At 64.5% G+C, this 21,311-nt stretch carries 19 protein-coding genes; 5 read left to right on the forward strand and 14 right to left on the reverse strand.

Annotation, left to right across the window (positions count from 1 at the left end; all coding sequences use genetic code 11):
- Positions 1 to 9 precede the first annotated feature (9 nt).
- The gene (locus tag RT131_RS17505; RefSeq protein ID WP_313174046.1) at positions 10 to 1,533 is read right to left on the reverse strand and encodes a glycosyltransferase; all 1,524 of its coding nucleotides are present in this window, start codon (positions 1,531 to 1,533) and stop codon (positions 10 to 12) included.
- Complete coding sequence (locus RT131_RS17510) at positions 1,530 to 2,591, reverse strand: HEAT repeat domain-containing protein (protein WP_313174047.1); 1,062 nt, start codon at positions 2,589 to 2,591, stop codon at positions 1,530 to 1,532. The genes RT131_RS17505 and RT131_RS17510 overlap by 4 nt, the downstream gene beginning before the upstream one ends.
- A 373-nt stretch (positions 2,592 to 2,964) precedes the next feature.
- Between RT131_RS17510 and RT131_RS17515 the strand changes: the two genes are divergently transcribed.
- Positions 2,965 to 3,426, forward strand: coding sequence for a DUF2059 domain-containing protein (locus RT131_RS17515; protein ID WP_313174097.1), 462 nt, complete (start codon positions 2,965 to 2,967; stop codon positions 3,424 to 3,426).
- 301 nt (positions 3,427 to 3,727) lie between these two features.
- Here the strand turns inward: RT131_RS17515 and RT131_RS17520 are convergent, their stop codons facing one another.
- Genes RT131_RS17520 through RT131_RS17530 form a run of 3 tightly spaced genes read right to left on the reverse strand, consistent with a single transcriptional unit; the run spans position 3,728 to position 6,782 of the window.
- Positions 3,728 to 4,471, reverse strand: a complete 744-nt coding sequence (locus RT131_RS17520) for a pseudouridine synthase (protein ID WP_313174048.1) — start codon at positions 4,469 to 4,471, stop codon at positions 3,728 to 3,730.
- Complete coding sequence (gene ubiB / locus RT131_RS17525; RefSeq protein WP_313174049.1) at positions 4,468 to 6,135, reverse strand: ubiquinone biosynthesis regulatory protein kinase UbiB; 1,668 nt, start codon at positions 6,133 to 6,135, stop codon at positions 4,468 to 4,470. Before ubiB ends, RT131_RS17520 begins: the two co-directional genes overlap by 4 nt.
- On the reverse strand, positions 6,132 to 6,782 hold the full coding sequence (locus RT131_RS17530; protein ID WP_313174050.1) for an SCP2 sterol-binding domain-containing protein: 651 nt from the start codon (positions 6,780 to 6,782) through the stop codon (positions 6,132 to 6,134). The genes ubiB and RT131_RS17530 overlap by 4 nt, the downstream gene beginning before the upstream one ends.
- Before the next feature lie 309 nt (positions 6,783 to 7,091).
- Between RT131_RS17530 and ddlA the strand changes: the two genes are divergently transcribed.
- On the forward strand, positions 7,092 to 8,195 hold the full coding sequence (gene ddlA / locus RT131_RS17535) for a D-alanine--D-alanine ligase (protein ID WP_313174051.1): 1,104 nt from the start codon (positions 7,092 to 7,094) through the stop codon (positions 8,193 to 8,195).
- A gap of 75 nt (positions 8,196 to 8,270) precedes the next feature.
- Here the strand turns inward: ddlA and RT131_RS17540 are convergent, their stop codons facing one another.
- The 4 genes from RT131_RS17540 to oleC form a co-directional block, all read right to left on the reverse strand.
- On the reverse strand, positions 8,271 to 8,426 hold the full coding sequence (locus tag RT131_RS17540; RefSeq protein ID WP_282269396.1) for a DUF1328 domain-containing protein: 156 nt from the start codon (positions 8,424 to 8,426) through the stop codon (positions 8,271 to 8,273).
- Between the two features lie 102 nt (positions 8,427 to 8,528).
- Positions 8,529 to 9,515: a 2-alkyl-3-oxoalkanoate reductase gene (gene oleD, locus RT131_RS17545; RefSeq protein ID WP_313174054.1), complete on the reverse strand. Its 987-nt coding sequence runs from the start codon at positions 9,513 to 9,515 to the stop codon at positions 8,529 to 8,531.
- A 259-nt stretch (positions 9,516 to 9,774) separates the two neighbouring features.
- Positions 9,775 to 10,161, reverse strand: a complete 387-nt coding sequence (locus tag RT131_RS17550; protein ID WP_313174055.1) for an endonuclease domain-containing protein — start codon at positions 10,159 to 10,161, stop codon at positions 9,775 to 9,777.
- A 343-nt stretch (positions 10,162 to 10,504) separates the two neighbouring features.
- Positions 10,505 to 12,148 (reverse strand): olefin beta-lactone synthetase, encoded by a 1,644-nt coding sequence (oleC, locus tag RT131_RS17555; RefSeq protein ID WP_313174057.1) that lies wholly within the window; start codon positions 12,146 to 12,148, stop codon positions 10,505 to 10,507.
- A gap of 104 nt (positions 12,149 to 12,252) precedes the next feature.
- Here oleC and RT131_RS17560 point away from each other — a divergent pair, with 104 nt between their 5' ends.
- Positions 12,253 to 12,684 carry a YkgJ family cysteine cluster protein gene (locus RT131_RS17560; RefSeq protein WP_313174059.1) on the forward strand — a complete coding sequence of 144 codons (432 nt, stop codon included), beginning with the start codon at positions 12,253 to 12,255 and terminating at the stop codon, positions 12,682 to 12,684.
- A gap of 241 nt (positions 12,685 to 12,925) precedes the next feature.
- Here RT131_RS17560 and RT131_RS17565 read toward each other — a convergent pair whose 3' ends face one another.
- The 5 genes from RT131_RS17565 to RT131_RS17585 all read right to left on the reverse strand — a co-directional run bounded on the left by RT131_RS17565 (position 12,926) and on the right by RT131_RS17585 (position 19,949).
- Entirely contained in the window at positions 12,926 to 13,615 is a 690-nt protein-coding gene (locus RT131_RS17565; protein ID WP_313174061.1) for a phospholipase D-like domain-containing protein, read from the reverse strand.
- Positions 13,616 to 13,965: 350 nt separating this feature from the next.
- Complete coding sequence (locus RT131_RS17570; RefSeq protein WP_313174062.1) at positions 13,966 to 14,859, reverse strand: alpha/beta fold hydrolase; 894 nt, start codon at positions 14,857 to 14,859, stop codon at positions 13,966 to 13,968.
- Positions 14,860 to 15,119: 260 nt separating this feature from the next.
- On the reverse strand, positions 15,120 to 16,136 hold the full coding sequence (locus RT131_RS17575; protein ID WP_313174064.1) for a 3-oxoacyl-ACP synthase III: 1,017 nt from the start codon (positions 16,134 to 16,136) through the stop codon (positions 15,120 to 15,122).
- A 122-nt stretch (positions 16,137 to 16,258) separates the two neighbouring features.
- Complete coding sequence (locus tag RT131_RS17580) at positions 16,259 to 16,576, reverse strand: DUF4156 domain-containing protein (protein ID WP_313174066.1); 318 nt, start codon at positions 16,574 to 16,576, stop codon at positions 16,259 to 16,261.
- Positions 16,577 to 17,093: 517 nt separating this feature from the next.
- Complete coding sequence (locus tag RT131_RS17585; protein ID WP_313174068.1) at positions 17,094 to 19,949, reverse strand: pitrilysin family protein; 2,856 nt, start codon at positions 19,947 to 19,949, stop codon at positions 17,094 to 17,096.
- A 352-nt stretch (positions 19,950 to 20,301) separates the two neighbouring features.
- Between RT131_RS17585 and RT131_RS17590 the strand changes: the two genes are divergently transcribed.
- Together RT131_RS17590 and trmL are read left to right on the forward strand one after the other, a co-directional pair.
- Positions 20,302 to 20,706, forward strand: coding sequence for a hypothetical protein (locus RT131_RS17590; protein WP_313174069.1), 405 nt, complete (start codon positions 20,302 to 20,304; stop codon positions 20,704 to 20,706).
- 37 nt (positions 20,707 to 20,743) lie between these two features.
- Positions 20,744 to 21,223 carry a tRNA (uridine(34)/cytosine(34)/5-carboxymethylaminomethyluridine(34)-2'-O)-methyltransferase TrmL gene (gene trmL, locus RT131_RS17595; RefSeq protein WP_313174071.1) on the forward strand — a complete coding sequence of 160 codons (480 nt, stop codon included), beginning with the start codon at positions 20,744 to 20,746 and terminating at the stop codon, positions 21,221 to 21,223.
- The last annotated feature ends 88 nt before the right edge of the window (positions 21,224 to 21,311 follow it).

The raw sequence follows: 21,311 nt of genomic DNA on the forward strand, positions 1-21,311 counted from the left end.
TCCTGGAAATCATTGGTGGATACTCGATTCACTGACCGCCGACGATGACGCTGCCATCGACACCGGCACTTCTTCCTTATGGCTCTGCTGCCATGAGCCATCGCGACTGATGCGGCCCCAGCTATGCCGCTTGCGGCGGGTGAACATCCAGCGCAGGGTGGCGGAGAAACGCCAGATGGAATTGAGCTGGCGATAGCCGAAGTTCTCCAGGATCGCGACCACGAACAGGCGCAACTGCTGCGCTGGCCGCGAGTACAGACCGAAGGACAGCTCCTCCAGCAGCATCGCGTTGACCGACAACAGGATGCCCATGCCGACCGCGGCGGCGAGGAAGATCAGGAACACATCCAGCTGCACCAGCCCGCACAGCGCCAGCACGATCATCGAGACATAACCCACCACCTCGATGATCGGCCCGAGGAACTCGAAGAACAGCATGAACGGGAAGGCAACCCAGCCGGCGGCGCCACTGCGGCGATTGCACAGCATGCCGATGTTGGTCCACAGGCTTTCGGCCAGACCGCGCTGCCAGCGCATGCGCTGGTTGCGCAGCGAGGCCAGGTCGGTGGGCGCCTCTGTCCAGCACACCGGGTCAGGCACGAACACGATGCGGTAGTCGCGCTGCTCCTCGCGCAGGTTGCGGTGCAGGCGGATCACCAGGTCCATGTCCTCGCCGACGGTGTCGGTGCGGTAACCGCCAATGGCGATCACCCGCTCCTTGTAGAACACGCCGAAGGCGCCGGAGATGATCAGCAATGCGTTCATCGGCGACCAACCCATGCGCCCGAACAGGAAGGCACGCAGATACTCCACCAGCTGGAAGCTGGGCAGCCAGCTGTTGGGCAGGCCGATCTTGTCAAGCATGCCGTCGCGCACGGTACAGCCGTTGAGCACACGCACCACGCCGCCGCTGGCGACCACGCGGCTGTCTTCCAGGAACGGCCGCACCACCCGTGACAGGCTCTCCGGCTGCAGGATGCTGTCGGCATCGACCACGCAGAACAACGGATAGCGCACGCAGTTGATGCCGGCGTTGATCGCATCGGCCTTGCCGCCATTATCCTTGTCGACCATGCGCACGCGCGGGCAGCGTGCCGAGGCATAGACGCCATGCACCGGCTCGGTCTGCAGGCGGGTACGGTAGGCCTCGGGCACCCGCACCAGGCCAAATGCCTCGATCAGCGCATCGCGCGTCCGGTCGCTGGAGCCGTCGTTGACGACCACGATCTCGAATGCCGGGTAGCTGGTCTTGAGCAGCGAGCGCACCGAGGAAACCACCGAGGTTTCCTCGTTGTACGCCGGCAGGATGATGCTGACCGGCGGCTGGTACTCGCGCAGGCCGGCCGGCAGGTAATTGGCCCGGTACTCGCGCATGTAGCGCACGATCTGGTAGGCCGAGATGTAATTGAGCAGCAGGTAGGCCAGGTTGATCGCGACGAAGTAAGCCATGAAGAACCACTGCAGCGAGTCGGCGATACTCACCCAGGGAATCTGCTGCACGTAGCTCACCAGCATCTGCCAATAAGCGCTCATGTCGCACTCCTCATCGCGTTCTCGGACAGCACCTGTTCGATGATGTCGCGTCCGTAGCCATCGCTCTGCCGCGACTGCACTTCACGCAAGGCCTCGGCACCCATGCCCGGCAGGCCGAACAAGGCCTGTGCGGTGCGATAGCGCACCCACCAGACGCTGTCTGACAGCAATGCTTCCAGCCGTCCGGCATCGCCCAGCTCGCCGATGCGGCCCAAGGCCGCTGCCGCGTGCATGCGCACATGCCAACGTGACGCCGTAAGGAACCCAATCACCCGCTCGCGATCCTGGCGGTCATTGATCAACTGCAGGCATACCGAAATGATGTGGTCATCGACGTGCCCTTCCAGCAACTGCCGCACCACCACCGCCGCACGCTGCGGATCGATGTCGGCAAGGAAGCGCACCAGCTTCACCGTCGAATCGGCATTTGCACGCAGCAGCGCGTTGCTGATCTCACGCGCAGCGCTGCCGTCACTGTTCTCGGCCAGGATCCGCGCCACGCTGCCCGGCACCCAGTCCTCGCGCTCGGTGATCATCGGCACGAAAGCGGACATGGCGCGCGGCGGATCCACCTGCGCCAATGCCCGCGCTGCACATAGCGAGACGATCGGGCTGCGGTCGTTGAGGAACTTGGCAAGCAGGTCGTACAGATGCCGGTCGCGCAGGTGGCCCAGCGCAATGATGGTCATGGCGCGGTCGTGGTAGCTGCCACGCAACATGCGTTGCGCCGCCTCTTCCAGGCCCACCCGGTGACCGAGCGGGGCCAGGCGCCGTACCGACGCCTCCGGCAGGCTCTCGCAGACGCTGTTCCAGGCTTCGAGGAAGCCAGTGACCTCGTCGCGTTGCAATCGATGTACCGGCACCGTTTCGCCGGCAAGCTCACGCTGCAGAACATCGTTCCAGTACAGCCGGGCCTGGGTATCGCGCTTTTCGCGGCGCTGCGCCCGGACCCGCAGGAACACAATGATCAACAGCAGTACCGTGGCCAACAGCAGGGTGAGAATCGCCACCCAACTGGCCACGACGATTACGGTCGGCCCCTCGAACAGACTGTCCATCGCATTTTCCTACTTGTTGCGGGTAGGTGGTTTGCGAGACCACTTACCCCCCCTGAGTACAACTCCTGGCCCCAAGCATAGACAGAAACGTGATCTACGTCTCTATTTTTCGCAATTTCAGTAGGTTTTCCGCAACACAATTATGCTATTAGCAATGCCATGAATGTAAATATTTCATTAAAAGCAAGGATTTATTGCATCTGCACCTGTACCGGTTGTGCTGCCGTTCTGTGAAGGGGCCGGGGAAGCTGTCTTCGGCTATGGCCTGCCCGCGGTTATGCTCGAAGCCTGCCCTTCACAAGGACGATCCATGCAGCGCAGCCGCCCTACCCTTCGCACCCGTTGCGTCCCGTTGCTGGTCGCCGCCGGCCTGATGTTGGCCAGCATCGCACCGGCCTGGGCCACGCCCGCCACCGACGCCGACGTCAATCGCCTGTTGGCGGCCTCGCGAGCGCAGAACATGCTCGACGCGATGCTGCCGCAGATGGAGGCGATGCAGGCACAGCAGTTCGCGCAGATCGCCGAGCAGCAAACACTCAGCGCAGAGCAGCGGGCATCGCTGCAGCGCATCCAGCAACGCACCTCGCAGACCTTGCGACAGGCCCTGGCCTGGTCGCAGATGCGGCCGATGTATGTGGACCTGTACAAGCAGTCGTTCTCGAAGGAAGACGTGCTGGCGATGGCCGAGTTCTACGAGAGCCCGGCCGGCCAGAGCCTGCTCGACAAGACCCCGGCGCTGATGCAGAACCTGATGGTGGCCATCCAGCAGAAGATGACGCCGCTGATGGCGGACCTGCAGAAGGACCTTGAAAAGATCAACAGCGAAGTCAAATAAGCGCGCACCGTAGTGCCGAGCCATGCTCGGCAAGAGGCGTTACCGGCGCTGCCGCTCCGGCTTTTTTTGTGGGAGCGGCGTAAGCCGCGAAGCTGGCAATGTTGGAATCGGCATTCCCGCAATCTGATGACTTGGGAGCTTCGCGGCTGACGCCGCTCCCACAATCCTGCGCGTGTTGATGGGCTTCTGGGCAAGCCCCTGCCGAGCATGGCTCGGCACTACGCTCCCTCCCTTTGGCGAAGCCAAGGGGAGGGGTGCTTTTCGCGGGGAAAGCCCCTGCCGAGCATGGCTCGGCACTACCTCAATGCGGCAGCTTCCAACCGAACAGGTCCAGCGCTTTCTGGAACTCGCGATCCAACGGGGCACGTACTTCAATGCGGCGGCCGTCCTGCGGATGCGGGAAGCCCAGGCGCTCGGCGTGCAGAAGCATGCGGTGTATGCCCTGCATGCGGAAGGTACGGTTGTGCCGCCCGTCGCCGTGGCTGGTGTCGCCGATCATGTGGTGGAACATGTGCTTCAGATGCCGGCGGATCTGCCGGAAGCGTCCTGTCTGCGGCTGGCAGCGCAGCAGCGCATAACGCGAGGTCGGGAAGCCCGTCGACGGAATCGGCAACTCGCCTTCCAGCAACTTCTGGAAGTGGGTGATGGCCTGCTTCTTGATCGGCTTGCCGGGACCGCCGTCCAGGTCGTGATCGACGGTGAACGCATCCTCCGCCGGCCAGCCTCGGCACACCGCCAGGTAATCCTTCTCCACCTCGCCACCCATCAAGGTCTTGCCCAAGGTGCTGGCGCTTTCGCGGTCGAAGGCCAGCAGCAGGCAGCCGCTGGTGGCGCGGTCCAGGCGATGGACGAGGAAGATCGGCTTGCCCAGCTGCTCGCGCAGACGGTCGGCGAGGAAGTCATCTTCGCCGCGCGCCAGCTTGCTGTCGTGGACCATCAGCCCGGCCGGCTTGTTGACCACCGCCAGCCACGGGTCTTCGTACAGCAACGGCAGCGGTTCAAAGACAACCGGTGTTTCCACTGCTTCATCGACAACATCACTCATCGACGCAACCACGCCGACGCCACGGCAACCGCACCGACCACGCCGCTCACCCACGACCACACCGGGATGGACGCCAACTGCGGGCCGCCGGCATGCAGGCCATACAACAACGCCGATACCACCATCAGGCCGGCGCCAGCCACGGCGGTAACCACACGCCGTTGCATGCGCTGCAGCGTACCTTCCAGGTTGACGATGTCCTGCGAGCGCATCGCCAGCTCATGCTTGCCTTCTACCTGCTGGCGCAACCAGCTGTGCAGCAGGGCCGGCATGTCCGGGGCCTGGGTCATGATTTCCGGCAAGCGCTTGCGCAGTTCCTTCAGCGCGCGGCGCGGGCTGTAACGCTCGCGCAGGATGCGTTCCAGTACCGGCTTGGCCACTTCCCAGATGTCCAGGTTCGGGTCGAGCTGGCGGCCCACGCCTTCGATGTTCAACAAGGTCTTCTGCAGCAGGATCAGCTGCGGCTGCAGGGTCAGCTGGTAGCGCTGGGCGGTGCGGAACAGCTTCATCAGCACTTCGGCCAGCGAGATCTGCGACAGTGGGCGGGTGAAGTACGGCTCGCAGACCGCGCGCACGGCCGCTTCCAGCTCGTCGATGCGCACCGTGTTCGGCATCCACTGCGCCTGCAGGTGCAGCTCGGCGATGCGGCGGTAGTCACGGTTGAAGATGGCCATGAAGTTTTCGGCCAGATAGAACTGATCCTCTTCCGAGAGCTGGCCCATGATGCCGAAGTCCAGCGCGATGAAGCGCGGGTTGTCGCGGCGCGCCGGATCGATGTCGACCCAGATGTTGCCGGCATGCGCATCGGCGTGGAAGAAGTTGTCGCGGAACACCTGCGTGTAGAACACGCGCACGCCCTTGGCGGCCAGCGCCTTGCGGTCGATGCCGGCCTTGTCCAGCGCGACGATGTCGTCGGAGGGAATGCCCCAGACCCGCTCCAGGGTCAGCGCGCGCTCGGCGGTGTGGCTCCAGATCACTTCCGGCACGTACAGGTCGTCCGAGTTCTCCCAGAACCGGCGCAGCACGCTGGCGTTGGCGCCTTCGCGCTGCAGGTCCAACTCGGCGGCCAGGGTGGTTTCGATCTCGGCAACCACTTCGCGCGGACGGATCTTGTCGGCGCGCGGGTGGGTGCGCTCGACCAGCGCGGCCAGCGACTTGAGCAGGGCGATATCGCCAGCAATCTGCTTTTCGATATCCGGGCGCAGCACCTTGACCACCACCTGGCGGCCACCGTCCAGCGTGGCGGCATGCACCTGCGCGATCGAGGCCGAGGCCAGCGGCGTGGTATCGAAGCTGGCAAAGGCCTCGGTGATCGGCAGGCCCAGCGCCTGCTCGACGATCTGCAGCGCGCGCTCGCCGTCGAACGGCTTGACCCGGTCCTGCAGCAGGGTCAGTTCAACGGCCACATCCGGCGGCACCAGGTCGCGGCGGGTGGACAGGATCTGCCCGAACTTGACGAAGATCGGGCCCAGCTCCTGCAGCGCCAGGCGCAGGCGCGCACCCCGCGACTGCGAGGCGATGTCGGCGCTGGCACGCGGGACGAAGGGTTTGGCCAAGCGCAACCAGCGCTCGACCGGGGTGCCATCGAGCAGGTCATCCAGGCGATAGCGCAGGATCACCCGGCCGATGCGGCTGGCGCGGAACATGGCGCGGGTCGCCTTCATGCAGCACCTCCGGCGCGCTGACGCAGGCGCGCGATGCGCGCGGCCATGCGTTCGACGTCATCGCGGATCACGTCCACATCATCATGGAAGGCATCCAGCTCGGCACGGGCAACGACATCACGCGACTCCTCGGTAACGTATTCGGCGGCGGTCTCGGCCAGATCCTTGGCGCTGCGCCTGGCCTGCAGCAGGGCTGCACGCAGGGTCTGCGCGATCTGCACGCCGAGGATCTCGCCAAAGGCTTTGACAAAGGGTTGCTGCCAATCCGGATCAAAACGGGTGGCCAGCTGCTGCAGGCGGCGCGCCAGCTCGGCATCGCCGGAGACCTTGACCCGGCCGGCCGGCGCATTGTTGCCGCGGCGCGCGTTGGCGAGGAACGGCAGCTGCGCCAGCACCCCGCCCAGGGTGCTGCGCACGGCCAGATCCGGCTCCAGCACGGGATCGACCGGGCCCACGGTCAGGCGTTCGCCGGCGACCCCGATCTGCATCGCCAGCGACGGCGACTCCAGAGTCAGGGCAATGCGTTGGCCGTCGAGCGAGGCCAGTGCGGCGCGGGTATCCGGGTCCAGCGCCAGCGCGCGGTTCAAGGCCACTTCCAGCGCACGGCCGGCCAGCGGCTTGATCATTTTGAAGGGGGATGCAGGCATGCCGGGCATTCTACCGGAGGGCCGGGATCGGGAGCCTGCCAGGCACGATGTTGCGAAGCCCCCACGACGTAGCCCGGGTAAGCGCAGCGCACCCGGGGCCGTTGGCGGACGCGTGGAAGGGCGGTGCGGGCTTGCTCCCGGGTGCGCTGCGCTTACCCGGGCTACGGGCTCTGATGCATCGTCCGCACAGGGTTTGTTCATGTCAGCCGCGCCGCGATAAACAAATCCCCAATCCCGCATCCCCAATCCCGGCGTTTGCGTTCATGCTATGCAGACACCACCAAACACAGCGGCAGGAGCACACAGGCAATGGGCAAGACCCGGGTTGGCATCATCTTCGGCGGTCGTTCGGCCGAGCACGAGGTCTCGCTGCAGTCGGCGAAGAACATCCTCGATGCGCTGGACAAGGAGCGGTTCGACGTCAGCCTGATCGGCGTGGACAAGCAGGGCCTGTGGCACCTGTGCGACACCGCCGGTTTCCTGCTCAACGCCGATGACCCCAAGCGCATCGCGCTGGATACCTCCGGGCCGATCCTGTCGGTGCTGCCGGGTGCCGAGCGCGGCCAGCTGCTGGCCGCCGATGGTCGCGAGGTACCGCAATTGGATGTGGTGTTCCCGATCGTGCACGGCACGCTGGGCGAAGACGGCACCCTGCAGGGTCTGCTGCGCACGCTCAACCTGCCGTTCGCCGGCCCCGGCGTGCTGGGCTCGGCGGCGGCGATGGACAAGGACATCGCCAAGCGCCTGCTGCGTGATGCCGGCCTGGCGGTGGCACCGTTTGCCTGCTTCAACCACATCACCGCCGCAGCGGCCGATTACGACGCACTGGTCGCCCAGCTTGGCCTGCCCTTGTTCGTCAAGCCGGCCAACCAGGGCTCGTCGGTAGGCGTCAGCAAGGTGCGCAATGCTGACGAGTTCGCCACCGCGATGGCGCTGGCGCTGTCGTTCGACCACAAGGTGCTGGTCGAATCGGCCATCGTCGGCCGCGAGATCGAATGCGCCGTGCTGGGCAACAACCTGCCCGAAGCCAGCGTCTGCGGCGAAGTGGTGGTGCATGACGACTTCTACGCCTATGACACCAAGTACATCAGCGCCAGCGGCGCGGAGACGGTGATCCCGGCCGATATCGCCGCGGACGCGCAGCAGCGCATCCGCGAGATCGCCGTGCGCGCCTACCAGGCGCTGGACTGCATCGGCATGGCCCGCGTTGACGTGTTCCTCACCGAGGCCGGCGACGTCGTCATCAACGAACTGAACACCCTGCCCGGTTTCACCAAGATCAGCATGTATCCCAAGCTGTGGGGCGCCAGCGGGCTGGGCTATACCGCGCTGATCACGCGCCTGATCGAGCTGGCGCTGGAGCGTCACGCTGCAGACAAGGGTCTGCGCAGCTCGATCAGCACGTCGGCCTGATCGAAACCACTGAAACGACGCGGCCCGCACCCTCCAGGAGGATGCGGGCCGTTCTGTTTCTGGCGTCAGGAACGATCAGCCTTTCTTGCGGAACATCGACACCACCGCAAGGATCAGGAAGACGACGAACAGGATCCACGCGATATTGCTGGCCGCACCGGCAATGCCACTGAAGCCAAGCACGGCGGCAATGATGGCGATGACGAAGAAAACGACGGCGTAATGCAGCATGGGCTGGGTCCTCGGTTGGAATCAGGGCTCCATCCTCGGCAATCGCCAGTAGTGAGGCAGTGATGGGTACGTGAGCGCGAGATGACGATCACCCCCCTGCGTTCAGCGTGCCGCCGCCAACCGCCGCAGGCCTTCTTCGATGGAGACCCGCGGCACATAGCCGAAATCACGCCGTGCCGGCTCCATCGAGTACCAGTGCGGCGTGCACAGCTGTTCGGCGAGGAAGCGGGTCATTGGCGGTTCGCCGGACAGGCGCAGCAATGGCCACAGTTTTTCGCAGACCGAGCCGATCCGGTAGGCAGTCTTGAAGGAGATCGACTTCTCCACGCCAGGCGCACCCACCGCTGCAAGCAGGCGGTTGAGCAGTTCGCGCATCGGCAGCGGTTCGCCGTTGGAAATGAAGTAGGCCTTGCCCGCACAGGCCGCACCAACCACCAGATGATCGAAGGCATCGAAATGCGCCTGCGCGGCATTGTCGATGAAGGTGGTATCGACCTTGTTGTTGCCATCGCCGACAAAACGCAGGCGGCCGGCGCGGGCACGCTCGGCCAGGCGCGGCACCAGCTGGTTGTCACCCGGGCCCCAGATCAGCCTCGGGCGCAGGGCGATGGTGGCCAGATCGGCACCATTGGCAGCCAGTACTTCCTGCTCGGCAATGGTCTTGGTGGCGGCGTACGGTGCCTGGAAGTCCTCACCATAGGGCACTTCGTCCGCCCCCAGACCTTCCACGGGATGGGTGGCACGATGGGTGACGCTGGGCGTGGAGGTGTAGACCAGGCGACCGATGCCATGCGCCTTGCAGGCGGCCAGCACGTTGCGGGTGCCGACCACATTGGCCTGGAAGTAACTGTCGTAGCTGCCCCAGGCGCCGGCCTTGGCGGCATTGTGGAAGATCGCATCAACACTGGCGGCCGCGTGATGCACGGCATTGGCGTCGGCCAGGTCGCCACGGATCTGGCCGACCCCGATTTCCTGCAATGCCGGGTAGTGCCCGCGATTGAAGCTCAGCACCTGATGACCGCGTTCGACCAGGCCACGGCACAAGGCCTGACCGAGAAAACCACCACCACCGGTAACCAGAATCTTCATTCGTTTGATCGCTCTGCTGCTGGGCTTCCGCGCCGACCTGCGGTGGCGGAAGCGATGAGATTTGTCCGTCAGTATCGCAGCAGTGGTGTTCGGGTGCTTTGCCGGGGATGTTGGCGGAGAGCGTCACCCCTCCCCAGCCCTCCCTCCGCCTTCGGCGCAAGGGAGGGAGCCAAAGCACCCCTCCCCAGCCCTCCCCTTGCCTGCGGCAAAGGGAGGGGGCAACAGCAGCAGCGCTGCGGGTGCGTCGAGCAGCCAGGCTTTAGCCCTCCCTTTCGCGCAGCGAAGGGGAGGGCTGGGAGGGGTGCTCTTCGCCGTACGCCAAGGCCCGCAGAATATCCTCCAACACAGCCGGCATCCGCTGCAGAACCTCGTCATTCCAGTAGCGCAGCACCCTGAAGCCCAATCCCTGCAGCACCTCGGTTCGCCGTTGGTCATAGGCAAGCTGCTCAAGATGCTGCCCGCCGTCCAGCTCGACGATCAGCCGTGCATCAAGGCAGACGAAGTCGGCGATGTACCCGGCCAAGGGCATCTGCCGACGGAAGCGGAAGCCAGCCAACTGCCGTCGGCGCAGTTGCTGCGATAGACGGTCTTCTGCATCGGTGGGTGTATTGCGCAGGGCTCTTGCGCGCCTTCGCAGCTTGTCCATTGCAGCGCCCCGTTTTTATTACGGAAAGCCTGCGATTGCTGGCGATGGGAGCCTGTCAGGGAATCACTGGATTAAAGCTATCCCTCGACTCAAAGAGCACTGCGCTTTACCCCTCCCCAACCCTTCCCTCCGCCTTCGGCGCAAGGGAGGGAGCAAGAGCACCCCTCCCCAACTCTCCCCTCCGCCTTCGGCGCAAGGGAGGGAGCCAAAGCATCCCTCCCCAGCCCTCCCCTTGCCTGCGGCAAAGGGAGGGGGCAAAGCTTTGGCCCTCCCTTTCGCGTAGCGAAGGGGAGGGTTGGGAGGGGTGCTCTGGCTTCATGCCTTTAAGCCCGAGCCCCGTGCATCACCCCAACTGCGCCTGCGCCCACACCGCCAACTTCTCACGCCCGATCTTGGCGTTGTGGCGGATATCCACCGGGAAGCCCGGATGACGTAGGAAATGTTCGATACCTGCCAAACCTGGATGACGCAATGCCATGGCCCGCAACTGCGTTTCGATTTCAGCGAAGTGCTGATCCGGCAGCAGTTCGTAACACAGCACCGGCACCTGCTGGCCCAGCTCACCAACACCGACCAAAGCCGTGCGCCGCACACCAGCCACGGTGTTGAACACCGGCTCCACCTGCTCGGTATACAGCGCCCCCGCTGCAGTCTCGACGCGATGGGTCTTGCGCCCGCAGAACCACAGCCGCCCTTCGGCATCGAACCAGCCCAGGTCGCCCATCCGGTGCACGATGCGCTCGGCGCCATCGGCGAGCACTTCACGGATCTTGGCCGCGGCCGTTGCCTGCGGTCGGTTGAAATAGCTGTCGGTCGTGGTCGGGCCAACCACGGTGATTTCACCCACCTCCCTGGCTGGCAGTTCACGCACGCCATTCCAGTCAGCGATGGGTTCGTCGGTGATGGCAATGATGCGCACGACATTCGGCGTGACCACGCGACCAACGCAGGTCCCCGCACCAGCCTCGGTGGCCTCACGCGTATCGACCAGTTCGCGACCTTCAATCACGGCAACCGGCAGGCATTCGGTGGCGCCGTATGGCGTCCAGAACTGGCCGTCCTCCGGCATCAGCGAACGGATCTTCGACACGATCTCCGGCGGCACCGGCGCACCCGCCGAGGTGGCGCGGGTCACCGTTGGCAGCGGTTGGCCGTGCTCGGCCAGCACCCGCATCAATGCCGGCGAACCGAACAGCTGGGTCACGCCGAAACGGGCAATGGCATCGTGCAGCTTGCGCGGATCGGCGCTGCCCGGCCGGGTCGGGTCCATGTCCGGAATCACCGAGGTCAGGCCAAGCGCCGGGTCGAACAGCGCGAACGGCGGGAAGGTCGGCAGGTCGATGCCACCGGGCTGCATGCCGAAGGCATTGCGCAGCAGTTCCACCTGGCCGACGAAATGGCGATGGCGATAGACCACGCCCTTGGGCACGCCGGTGGAGCCACTGGTGAACAGGATCGCGGCCACATCGTCCGGCGCGGTGGCAGCCAGCTGACTACCCGCACCGGCGCCGTCAGCCTCGATCTTTGCCAGGGTGATGCCACCCCAGCCCCAGCGCCGGCCCACAGTGACCTTGACCCTGGCCGCCTTGGCCCAACCCAGCAGTACCCGCGCAAATTGCGCCAGCGGGATGCCGATGAAGGCCTGCGGCTGCGCTTCGTCCAGGCACTGCTTCAGCGCGCGCTTATCTATGCCCGGGTCGACCAGCACCGGCACCGCGCCGATCTTGAACAGGGCGAACATCAGCAGGAAGAACTCCGGCCCCGGCCGCACCATCACCACCGCGCGCACCCCGCGGCCGATGCCGTTGGCCGCCAACCCAGCGGCAATGGCGTCGCTGCGGGCATCCAGCGTGCGGTAGTCCAGGGTCACGTCGTAGGCGGCCATGCCGTTGGCGGCAGGCTTGCCGGGGCAACGGATGGCGATCTGGTCGGGCCGTTCACGCGCCAGCTCGGGCAGGCGCGCGGCGATATTGCAGGTTTCGTTCATCTTCCTATTGTCGCCAATGCAGAAAAATCTTGCGCGCAGGCCGTCACCGTGGAAAATTTCGCACCTTCCTTCTGTCCTGTTCCTGCCGCCAAGGCCGGTATCCCATGCCCCATCCCTGCCTGACCTGCGGTGCCTGCTGCACCCAATACCGCGTTGCCTTCCACTGGATGGAATCGGACGAAGTCACCGAAGGCGGCGTGCCCCATCAGCTGACCCAGCGCCTGGACCCGCACCGGCTGTGCATGCAGGGCACCTACTCGGACCCGATCCGCTGCGTGGCCCTGGATTCGGAGATTGGCGTGTACTCGCGTTGCACCATCCACCCGAACCGGCCCAGCGTTTGCCGCGAGGTGGACGCCTCCTGGGAATACGGCAAGGCCAGCTCGCAGTGCGACCGCGCCCGCGTCGCCCACGGCATGGAGCCACTGACCCTGGCCGATTGGCGCTGGCGCGATGATGCAGACAACGACGACAACCATCCCGACGACAACGGCAACAGCCCGTCGTCACCGCCGAATACGCCGATTGCGGCTTGAGGATGATGCGGTAGTTGTTGGCTTTGGGCTTTGGGCTTTGGGCTTTGCCCTTACGCCGTCATTCCCGCGCAGGCGGGAATCGCTCTTGCTGTTGCTCTTCGCCCTTGCCCTGTCCAAAGCCAAGGCAGAAGCCGAAGCAAGAGCCAGAGCGATTCCCGCCTGCGCGGGAATGACGGCAAATAAATCAACGACATAAAAGCAAAAAGTCAGAAGCGAAAGGCGAGAAGCGAAAGCCCGCCCTTCAAAGCGCCTTGTAACGCCCCCAAAGCACCTCGAACTGCTGCGTGAAGCTGCGCACCAGGTTGCGGTCATTGCTGACCACCAGATTCTCATCGTTGTGCTCGGTCGCGGTGCGGGTCCAGTTGAAGCTGCCGTTGGCCAGTTGCTTGCCATCGAACAGCGCGAACTTGTGGTGCATGTGGTATTCGCTGTGGTCCACCCGTACCGGTATGCCGCTTTCATTCAAACGACGGATATCGTTGCCATCGTCGTAGACCTTGTCGTTGTCGCTGATGATGCGCACCGTCACGCCGCGTTTGTGTGCGTCCAGGATGACCCCGCTCAAGCGGTCATCGGAGATGGTGAACACGCAGATGTCCAGGGTCTGCTTCGCGCTGGCGCACAGCGCGCGCAGGCGTTGCATGCAGGCATCGCCCGGCGAGAAGTAGGTACTCGTCAGGGTTTCAATCGGGCCTGCGTTGACGTCCAGCGTGCGCACCACCTGTTCTACCCACTTCAGCATCGGCAGCGCTTCGGCAGGATCACTGGTTATCTGTTCGCGGGCGATATCGAAGGCGCGATTGCGCAGGAAGCGCAGGCGGTCGGGCGGTAGTTCGACGCCCAGCTCGCGCAGTGCGGAGCGTTCCTCGTTGCTCAAGCTGAGGTCCTGCGCGCTGTCGCGCAGCTGACGGTCCAGGCTGTCGAAATCCATCCTTCACTCCCTGTGCAAAGAAGCACAGAGCTTCGCATACCCGCGCGCGTGTGGGAGCGGCGTTAGCCGCGAAGCTGGTGCAAGGGGAAAGGCCACAAAAGCTCACCCCTCCCCAACCCTCCCCTCCGCCTTCGGCGCAAGGGAGGGGGCAGAAGCAGGCATCGCTCGCTCAGCTTTTTGTAGGAGCGGCGTCAGCCGCGAGGCTGGCAATGCTTCAGTCCGCGAGAAATCAATCATCGCGCGCGGTTTACGCGAAACGCCAGGCGGCGTGCAGGATGCAGAGGTAGCCGTAGCGGATCTATCCCTTGCTTCGCGGCTTACGCCGCTCCTGCACTCCCACAAGCCCCGGCTCAACCCAGCGGGTTGCGCTCCAGGAAGGCGCGCACAGCCGGCACGATCACTTCGTGCTTGTCTTCCAGCACGTAGTGGTTGGCATCTTCAAATGCCGTCACTTCCGCCTGCGGCAGTGCCTTGCGGAAGCCGGTCAGGAAGTGATGGTCGAAGCAGATGTCACGCAGGCCCCAGGCGATGTAGACCGGGCGATCGGCGAACGACGGCAATGCCGCCGCTGCACGCTCCAGCAGCGACCAGGCCTTGTCGGCCGGCGACAGCGGGATGTCCTGCATGAAGCGGATGGTGGAAATGCGGTTGTCCCAGTTGTTGTACGGCGACACATAGGCGCGACGCACATCCGCCGGCATGCGCCGGCTCACGCCCAGCCAGGAGGCACCGGACGAGAACGCATTGAAGGTGCGGATGAACCACTCACCCAGCTTCCAGTGCCGGCCCATGGCGATCTGCCACGGCATCGGCTTCTCCGGCGGCAACGGGAACGAGGCGGTATTGGTGATCACCAGGCGCTTGACCTGGTCGTGGTGGGACAGCGCCCAACCGAAGCCGATCATGCCGCCCCAGTCATGCACGGCCAGGGTCACCGGGCCGGTGATGCCCAGGTGTTTGAGCAGCGCATCCAGATCATCCACACGTGACTGCAGGGTGTATTCGTAGTGGCTGTCATCGGGCTTGTCGGACAGGCCCATGCCGATATGGTCGGGCACGATGCAGCGGTATTTGTCGCTGAGGCCATTGACCAGGTGCCGCCACAGATAGCTCCACGACGGGTTGCCGTGCAGCATCACCACTACCTCGCCATCGCGCGGGCCTTCATCGATGTAGTTCATCGACACGCCGGGGCGCACTTCGAAGCGATGGGTCTTGCTGGGGTAACCGGGAAGTTTGTTCATCGGGCTGCACCTGCGGCTGCTAAGCCCCGCTCCCGTCGGGAGAGGGGTTGGGGAGAGGGTTGGTCGGAGCGGAGGAGCTTGAACAACTGCTCGAACTCCAGGCGCTTGCGTGCTGCGCACGCGTCCCCTCTTCCGCCCTTCGGGCACCCCCGCCTTCGCGGGGGCAGGCCCTTTGCTTCTCCCGCAAGGGGAGAAGGGAAAAACCTGCGACCTGACAATTGCGCCTCCTACGGAAGCCAAGCCGTCAGACCACGGCCTTGTTACCAGACCACCTCGGCCATCGTGCAGTTCAAGCCCGAGCCAATGCCCATCAGCGCGACGCGGTCGCCCTTCTTGAGCTTGCCCAGCTGGCGCAGCTTGCTCAGCACGATCGGTACCGAGGCCGGGCCGATGTTGCCGTGCTCGCCGAAGATGGTCATCACCTTCTTCGGGTCGATGCCGAAGGCCTTGATGAAGGCATTGGTATGCGGCTGGCTGACCTGGTGGATCACGAACTGGTCGATCTCCTCCACCGCCCAGCCCAGCGCTTCGCGCGTGGCTTCAAAGGTCTTGGTGGCCAGCTTGATGCCTTCGATCAGCAGCATGCGGGTGTCGGTGACCATGCGATCCAGGTTGCCCACGCACAGCTTGTTCCACTGGTTGGCCGCACGGGTCACGCCGCCCTTGTAGCGCGGGGCGTCCGGCACCAGCTCCGAGCGCGCCATCACCATTGCTGCCGCACCGGAACCGGTGGTCAGCGCGGCCACTTCGTCGCGCAGCTGCTGGGCGGTGATGTCCGGGGACATCATGCGCTCCAGGGTCTTTTCATAGACCAGGTTGGAGGTTTCACCGTCCACGATCAGCGCGTAGTCGATGTCACCGCGCTCCAGCATGCGCGCGGCCACGTCCATGCCGTTGATGAAGGCCAGGCAGGCGTTGGCGATGTCGAAGGTGACGCAGTCTTCGCCGATGCCCAGGTTGCCGGACACGATGGAAGCGGTGGACGGCTCCAGGTAATCACGGCTGACGGAAGTGTTGACCAGCAGGCCCACCTTGTCGGCGGTGATGCCGGCATCTTCCAGCGCCTTGCGGCCGGCCATGGTGGCGGCGTCCGAGGCCTGTGTACCCTGGTCCCAAAGGCGGCGCGCGTGGATGCCGGCGATATCGCCCAGCACGTCGGCACGGATGCCCAGGCGTTCCAGCGTGGGCTGGAGCCGCTCGTTGATTTCCTTTGAGGTCAGCGTATGCGGCGCATCAATATGCGCCAGTCCCGCGATCGAGACATTTTGAAAAGGCATCAGAAAGCGCCAAGACTCAGGCGAAGGGGTCGCTATTCTAGCGCCTGCGCCTTTTTACCGCATCTTTACAAATCGGCGGCCCGGCGTATGGAGCCGCCGGGGCCGTGAGAGGGCCTGGGACCTCAGCGCGGCGGGCACTGGAAGGCCGCGAAGCGCTGGCTGCCATCGGCCGGCTGGCCACTGGCCTGTACGGCATTGGCACCGGCACTGGGGGCCTCGTTGCGGGCCAGGGTTTCCAGTTCTTCCTGCACGCGCAAGGGGTTGCGGTTGTAGAAACCGACCTTGCTCTTCACCGACACCACGATCTCGCCCTTGTTCACGCAGCCCGGGGCCACCGGGCCGGCAGGCAATACCCGTACGGCCTTGCCGCCGGATTCAATCGGCACCCAGGTGCAGGCGGCGGTGCTGGCGATCAGGGCGGACAGAAGCAGGACGCGCATGGACTATTCCTTGTGAAGATCAACCCGGATTGTGCCGCGAATGGATGAACAGGTGGTGATCCCGGTGATTGGGCGCGCGGCAAAGACAAAACCTACCCCTCCCCGGCCCTCCCCTTCGCTGCGCGAAAGGGAGGGGGCTGTAGTGCCGAGCCATGCTCGGCAGGGGCTTTACCAGCAAAAGCTGCCCTCACCCCAACCCCCGCTCCGCGCCCCGGCCCTTGCGCTAGCGCAAGGTCGTTCGAATGGCTGCGAACCTTTGGTTCGCAAGCAGCCCTTCTCACCCCGCGTGCGGGAGAGGGGCTCAAAGCAAAACCTACCCCTCCCCGGCCGTCCCTTTGCTGCGAGAAAGGGAGGGGGCTGTAGTGCCGAGCCATGCTCGGCAGGGGCTTTACCTGCGAAAAGCTGCCCTCACCCCAACCCCTCTCCCGCAGGCGGGAGAGGGGCGTAGTGCCGAGCCATGCTCGGGGCAGGGGACTTCCCGGTAAGGCTTCAGCGCAAGACGGCTGCGCCCTGCCGCTTACTTCTTCTCCACCGGCTTGCCGTCGGCGTCGATCACGGTCACTTCGCCCAGCTTCAGTGCGCGCACCGGGGCCTCGGTCTGCTTCAGGTCGCCTACCACCACCCAGGTCAGCTTGGACGGATCCAGGGTCTTGGCGGCCTCGGCAACCTGCGCCGGGGTCATCGCTTCGATCTCGGCCTTGCGCTTGAACACATAGTCGTCCGGGCGGCCATAACGCACGATGCCACCGATGGTGCTCATCACCGCCGATGCGGTTTCGTAGGCACCGGGCAGGCTCAGCGTCTGGATGTTGCGGATACGGTTGACCTCGGCATCGGTCGGCGGACGCTGGCCGCTGGCGAACTGGCTGATCTCGGCGTTCATTTCCTTCATCGCCTCACCGGTCTTGTCGATCTGTACCGGTGCCACCGCCATCCACGGGCGCTGGCCCAGCGCATTGGAGGCCGACGAACGCGCGCCGTAGGACCAGTGCTTGTCCTCACGCAGGTTCATGTTCAGGCGCGAGGTGAAGTCGCCACCCAGCACGCCATTGGCGATGTCGAAGCGGGTGGTGCCCGGGTCCATCGTCGACGGCGCCACTTGACCGGCGAACAGGTTGGCCTGCACCGCGCCCGGCTGGTCGATCAGGAACACGCGCGATGCCTGCGGGCGATCCACATTGGTCAGGGTCTCCACCTTCGGCCGTGCGCCCTCGCCCTTCCAGTCACCGAAGCTGCGCTCCAGCAGCGGCACCAGGTCTTTCATGGTGGTGTCACCGACCACGATCAGGGTGGCGCCTTCCGGACGAATCCACTGCTTGTGGAAGGAAGTCAGGTCGTCGCGGGTCAGCGACTGGATCGCCGCTTCATTGCCGCTGCCAGTGAACGGAATCGCATACGGGTGGCCGGCGCCGTACAGCAGCGGCGGCAGCACGCGCATCGCCACCGCGTTCGGCTGCGCCTTTTCCTGCTGGATGCCAGCAATCCAGGTGGCCTTGATGCGGTCGATCTCGCCCTGCTCGAAGCGCGGTGCACGCACCACGTCGGCATACAGCGCCAGCGACGGCGCCAGGTTTTCCTTCAGTGCCGACAGGTACACGTTGGAACCATCCAACGACGCACCTGCGCTGACGCGGGCACCCAGGCTTTCCACAGCATCGGCGAACGCCAGCGAGCCGAGCTGGCCAGCGCCTTCGTCCAGCATGCCCATGGTGAAGTTGGCGGTGCCCGGCTTGCGGCCACGGTCGGCGGTGAAGCCCCCCGGGAACTCATAGCTGAACTGCACCACCGGAACATCGTGACGCTCGGCCAGCACCACCTGGGTGCCGTTCTTCAGCGTTGCACGCTGCAACTGCGGGAACTTCAGTTCCGGGAAGCTGGTGGTCTTGGGCACGCCGGCGCTGCGATCCACCTGGCTCGGCAGCGTCTTGTACTTTGGGTCCACGGCGGGCACGTTGAACGGCGCCGGCTTGACCGACGGCAGCTCGGCCAAGGCAACGCGCTCGCCCGGCTCGACCACCAGGGTGTGGTCGCCCACGCCCAGCCACTTGGCACCGGCAGCCTTTACGTCTGCAGCGGAAGCCGCCTCCACATTGGCCAGCGAGGTGCGGAAGCAACCCGGGTTGCCTTCGTAGACGGCGCACTGCGCGAGTGCATCGGCCTTGCCGCCGAAGCCGCCAATACGCTCGATGCCGCGCACGAAGCCGGCACGCGACTGCACCTTGGCGCGCTCGAGTTCATCGGCGGTCGGGCCTTCGGCGATCAGTCGCTTCAGTTCTTCGTCGATGGCCGCCTCGACCTTGGCCGGGTCCACACCCTGCTTGACCGTAGCCATGATCAGGAAGTTGGAGCCGAGCTGCGAGGCATCGGTCATCGCGCTGATGTTGTCGACCAGCTTGTCCTTGTGCAGCAGGCGCTGATCCAGGCGTGAGGACTTGGCGCCGCCCAGCACGTAGGAGAACAGGTCGAGCTGATCGATATCGGTGGTGCCGACCTGAGCCACGTTCCAGGCGCGGTAGATGCGCGCCTGCGGCACCTTGTCGGTCATCACTTCGCGGGTGGTGGCAGCGCGCTGCGCAACGTTCACCGCCGGCTGCGCCATGGTCGGACCAGCCGGAATGTCACCGAAGAACTTGGCAGCCTTTTCCTTGGCGGTGGCCACGTCGATGTCACCGGCCAGCACCAACACCGCGTTGTTCGGGCCATACCAGGTGTGGAACCAGGTTTTGACGTCGTCCAACGAGGCGGCGTTGAGATCGTTCATCGAGCCGATCACACCGTGGTGGTACGGATGGCCGGCCGGGTACATGGCACGGGTCAGCTTGTCCCAGACCTGGCCGTAAGGCTGGTTTTCGCCTTGGCGCTTTTCGTTCTGCACCACGCCGCGCTGCTCATCGAGTGCAGCCTGATCGATGGCGCCGACCAGATGGCCCATGCGGTCCGACTCCATCCACAGTGCCATGTCCAACGCGGTGGTCGGCACGTTCTGGAAGTAATTGGTGCGGTCGGTATTGGTGGTGCCGTTCTGGTCGGTGGCGCCGACCTGCTTGAAGGGTTCGAAGAACTCGCCGTCGTGGTTTTCGCTGCGCTGGAACATCAAGTGTTCGAACAGATGTGCGAAGCCGGTGCGGCCAGCCGGTTCGTCCTTGGCACCGACGTGGTACCAGATGTTCACCGCCACGATCGGTGCCTTGCGGTCGGTGTGCACCACCACGCGCAGGCCGTTGGGCAGGGTGAACTCTTCATACGGGATGTCCACCGACGCAGCGGCAGCGGCCGGCTTGGCCTCCGCAACCAGTGGCATGCCAACAAATCCGCCGAGGGCGGCACTCAGGGCCAGGGTCAACAAGGCGGTACGGGGCATAGCTGCGTTCATTCCATTTCCCTTGGGTATGAAGGTGAACGCAGATCCTAACCGGGCACCGTCACAACGGCATACGCCATGCGTCATGGGTAACGAAGCAGCTGCGCCGGTGTCCGTCCGGTCACTGCAGACGCGGGGAGTGTCCGGACAGCGGACACTTTCCATGAGAAATAAATCTTTATTTATCAACCAGATGCGATTGGCACGCATCCTGCTGCCTGTTACTCGCAGCCAGATCACTTCAGACAACAAATGACTGATTGCTGAACGAATCAAAAAAAGCAGCGAAAGTTCTTGCACTACGAAAATCACTGTACTACCTTACTACCACACCACTGCCCACACACACCAAACAGGTCCCGCCATGAACGCCAAGTCTCTCGCTCTTGCCATCGCCCTGGTCGCCAGCACCGGCTTTGCTTCTTCGGTCCAGGCTTCGGATATCGTCACCCTCGACGCCGTACAGGTCCGCCCTTCCGCTGATCAGCTGGCGCAGGCCCAGCACGAAGCCAACAGCAACATCCCGACCCTGGCGGTCGTGCAGGTCCGCCCGACCGTCGGTCAGATCGTCGAACTGATGGCCGAACAGACCGCCAGCCAGCTGGCCTCCGCCAGCCCGGTCGCCATCGGCACCCGCGCCGGCCAATGGATGGTGTCGCTGCCGGCCATCACCGTCCGCCCGGAGGTGGAGCAGGTGCAGGCCATGGCTGCTGAAGCCGCCGCCGAAGCCATCGGCAAGGTCGTCGCGCAGGGCATGGTTTCCAACTAAGCCAGCGATGACGCAATACCCGGCGTAAACTGCGCCGATGACTTCTGCCCCTGTTTTCGATGTAGTGCTTTACCAGCCCGAGATCCCGCCGAACACCGGCAATGTGATCCGGCTCTGCGCCAACACCGGCGCGCGGCTGCACCTGATCGAGCCTTTGGGTTTCGACCTCAGTGACAAGCAGCTCAAGCGCGCCGGCCTGGACTATCACGAGTACGCACAGATGCAGGTCCATCCGGACCTGGAAACCGCCTTGGCGCGCATCGCCCCGAAGCGTTTGTTTGCATTGAGTACCCGCTCCAGCGTTCGCTATCACACCGTGCAGTTCGCCGATGGCGATGCCTTCCTGTTCGGCCCCGAGACCCGTGGCCTGCCGCAGGACCTGCTTGATTCCCTGCCGGATGGCCACCGCCTGCGCCTGCCGATGCAGCCCAACAACCGCAGCCTGAACCTGTCCAACTCGGTCGCCGTGGTGGTGTATGAGGCGTGGCGGCAGCAGGGGTTCCCTGGCGGGGCGTGATTGGCGCTTTGGTTTTCTTATTTTTGTGGGAGCGGCGCAAGCCGCGAAGCTGGCAATGCGTCGGCTGACAGTTGATCGCCAAAAGCAC

Origin of the sequence: Stenotrophomonas sp., assembly GCF_032066555.1 — a bacterium.
Taxonomy (GTDB): domain Bacteria; phylum Pseudomonadota; class Gammaproteobacteria; order Xanthomonadales; family Xanthomonadaceae; genus Stenotrophomonas.

Bases quoted from the DNA above. Each gene is read 5' to 3' on its own strand.
- RT131_RS17505 (WP_313174046.1), bottom strand. From the start codon at position 1,533: ATGAGCGCTTATTGGCAGATGCTGGTGAGCTACGTGCAGCAGATTCCC.
- RT131_RS17510 (WP_313174047.1), bottom strand. From the start codon at position 2,591: ATGGACAGTCTGTTCGAGGGGCCGACCGTAATCGTCGTGGCCAGTTGG.
- RT131_RS17515 (WP_313174097.1), top strand. From the start codon at position 2,965: ATGTTGGCCAGCATCGCACCGGCCTGGGCCACGCCCGCCACCGACGCC.
- RT131_RS17520 (WP_313174048.1), bottom strand. From the start codon at position 4,471: ATGAGTGATGTTGTCGATGAAGCAGTGGAAACACCGGTTGTCTTTGAA.
- ubiB (WP_313174049.1), bottom strand. From the start codon at position 6,135: ATGAAGGCGACCCGCGCCATGTTCCGCGCCAGCCGCATCGGCCGGGTG.
- RT131_RS17530 (WP_313174050.1), bottom strand. From the start codon at position 6,782: ATGCCTGCATCCCCCTTCAAAATGATCAAGCCGCTGGCCGGCCGTGCG.
- ddlA (WP_313174051.1), top strand. From the start codon at position 7,092: ATGGGCAAGACCCGGGTTGGCATCATCTTCGGCGGTCGTTCGGCCGAG.
- RT131_RS17540 (WP_282269396.1), bottom strand. From the start codon at position 8,426: ATGCTGCATTACGCCGTCGTTTTCTTCGTCATCGCCATCATTGCCGCC.
- oleD (WP_313174054.1), bottom strand. From the start codon at position 9,515: ATGAAGATTCTGGTTACCGGTGGTGGTGGTTTTCTCGGTCAGGCCTTG.
- RT131_RS17550 (WP_313174055.1), bottom strand. From the start codon at position 10,161: ATGGACAAGCTGCGAAGGCGCGCAAGAGCCCTGCGCAATACACCCACC.
- oleC (WP_313174057.1), bottom strand. From the start codon at position 12,148: ATGAACGAAACCTGCAATATCGCCGCGCGCCTGCCCGAGCTGGCGCGT.
- RT131_RS17560 (WP_313174059.1), top strand. From the start codon at position 12,253: ATGCCCCATCCCTGCCTGACCTGCGGTGCCTGCTGCACCCAATACCGC.
- RT131_RS17565 (WP_313174061.1), bottom strand. From the start codon at position 13,615: ATGGATTTCGACAGCCTGGACCGTCAGCTGCGCGACAGCGCGCAGGAC.
- RT131_RS17570 (WP_313174062.1), bottom strand. From the start codon at position 14,859: ATGAACAAACTTCCCGGTTACCCCAGCAAGACCCATCGCTTCGAAGTG.
- RT131_RS17575 (WP_313174064.1), bottom strand. From the start codon at position 16,136: ATGCCTTTTCAAAATGTCTCGATCGCGGGACTGGCGCATATTGATGCG.
- RT131_RS17580 (WP_313174066.1), bottom strand. From the start codon at position 16,576: ATGCGCGTCCTGCTTCTGTCCGCCCTGATCGCCAGCACCGCCGCCTGC.
- RT131_RS17585 (WP_313174068.1), bottom strand. From the start codon at position 19,949: ATGAACGCAGCTATGCCCCGTACCGCCTTGTTGACCCTGGCCCTGAGT.
- RT131_RS17590 (WP_313174069.1), top strand. From the start codon at position 20,302: ATGAACGCCAAGTCTCTCGCTCTTGCCATCGCCCTGGTCGCCAGCACC.
- trmL (WP_313174071.1), top strand. From the start codon at position 20,744: ATGACTTCTGCCCCTGTTTTCGATGTAGTGCTTTACCAGCCCGAGATC.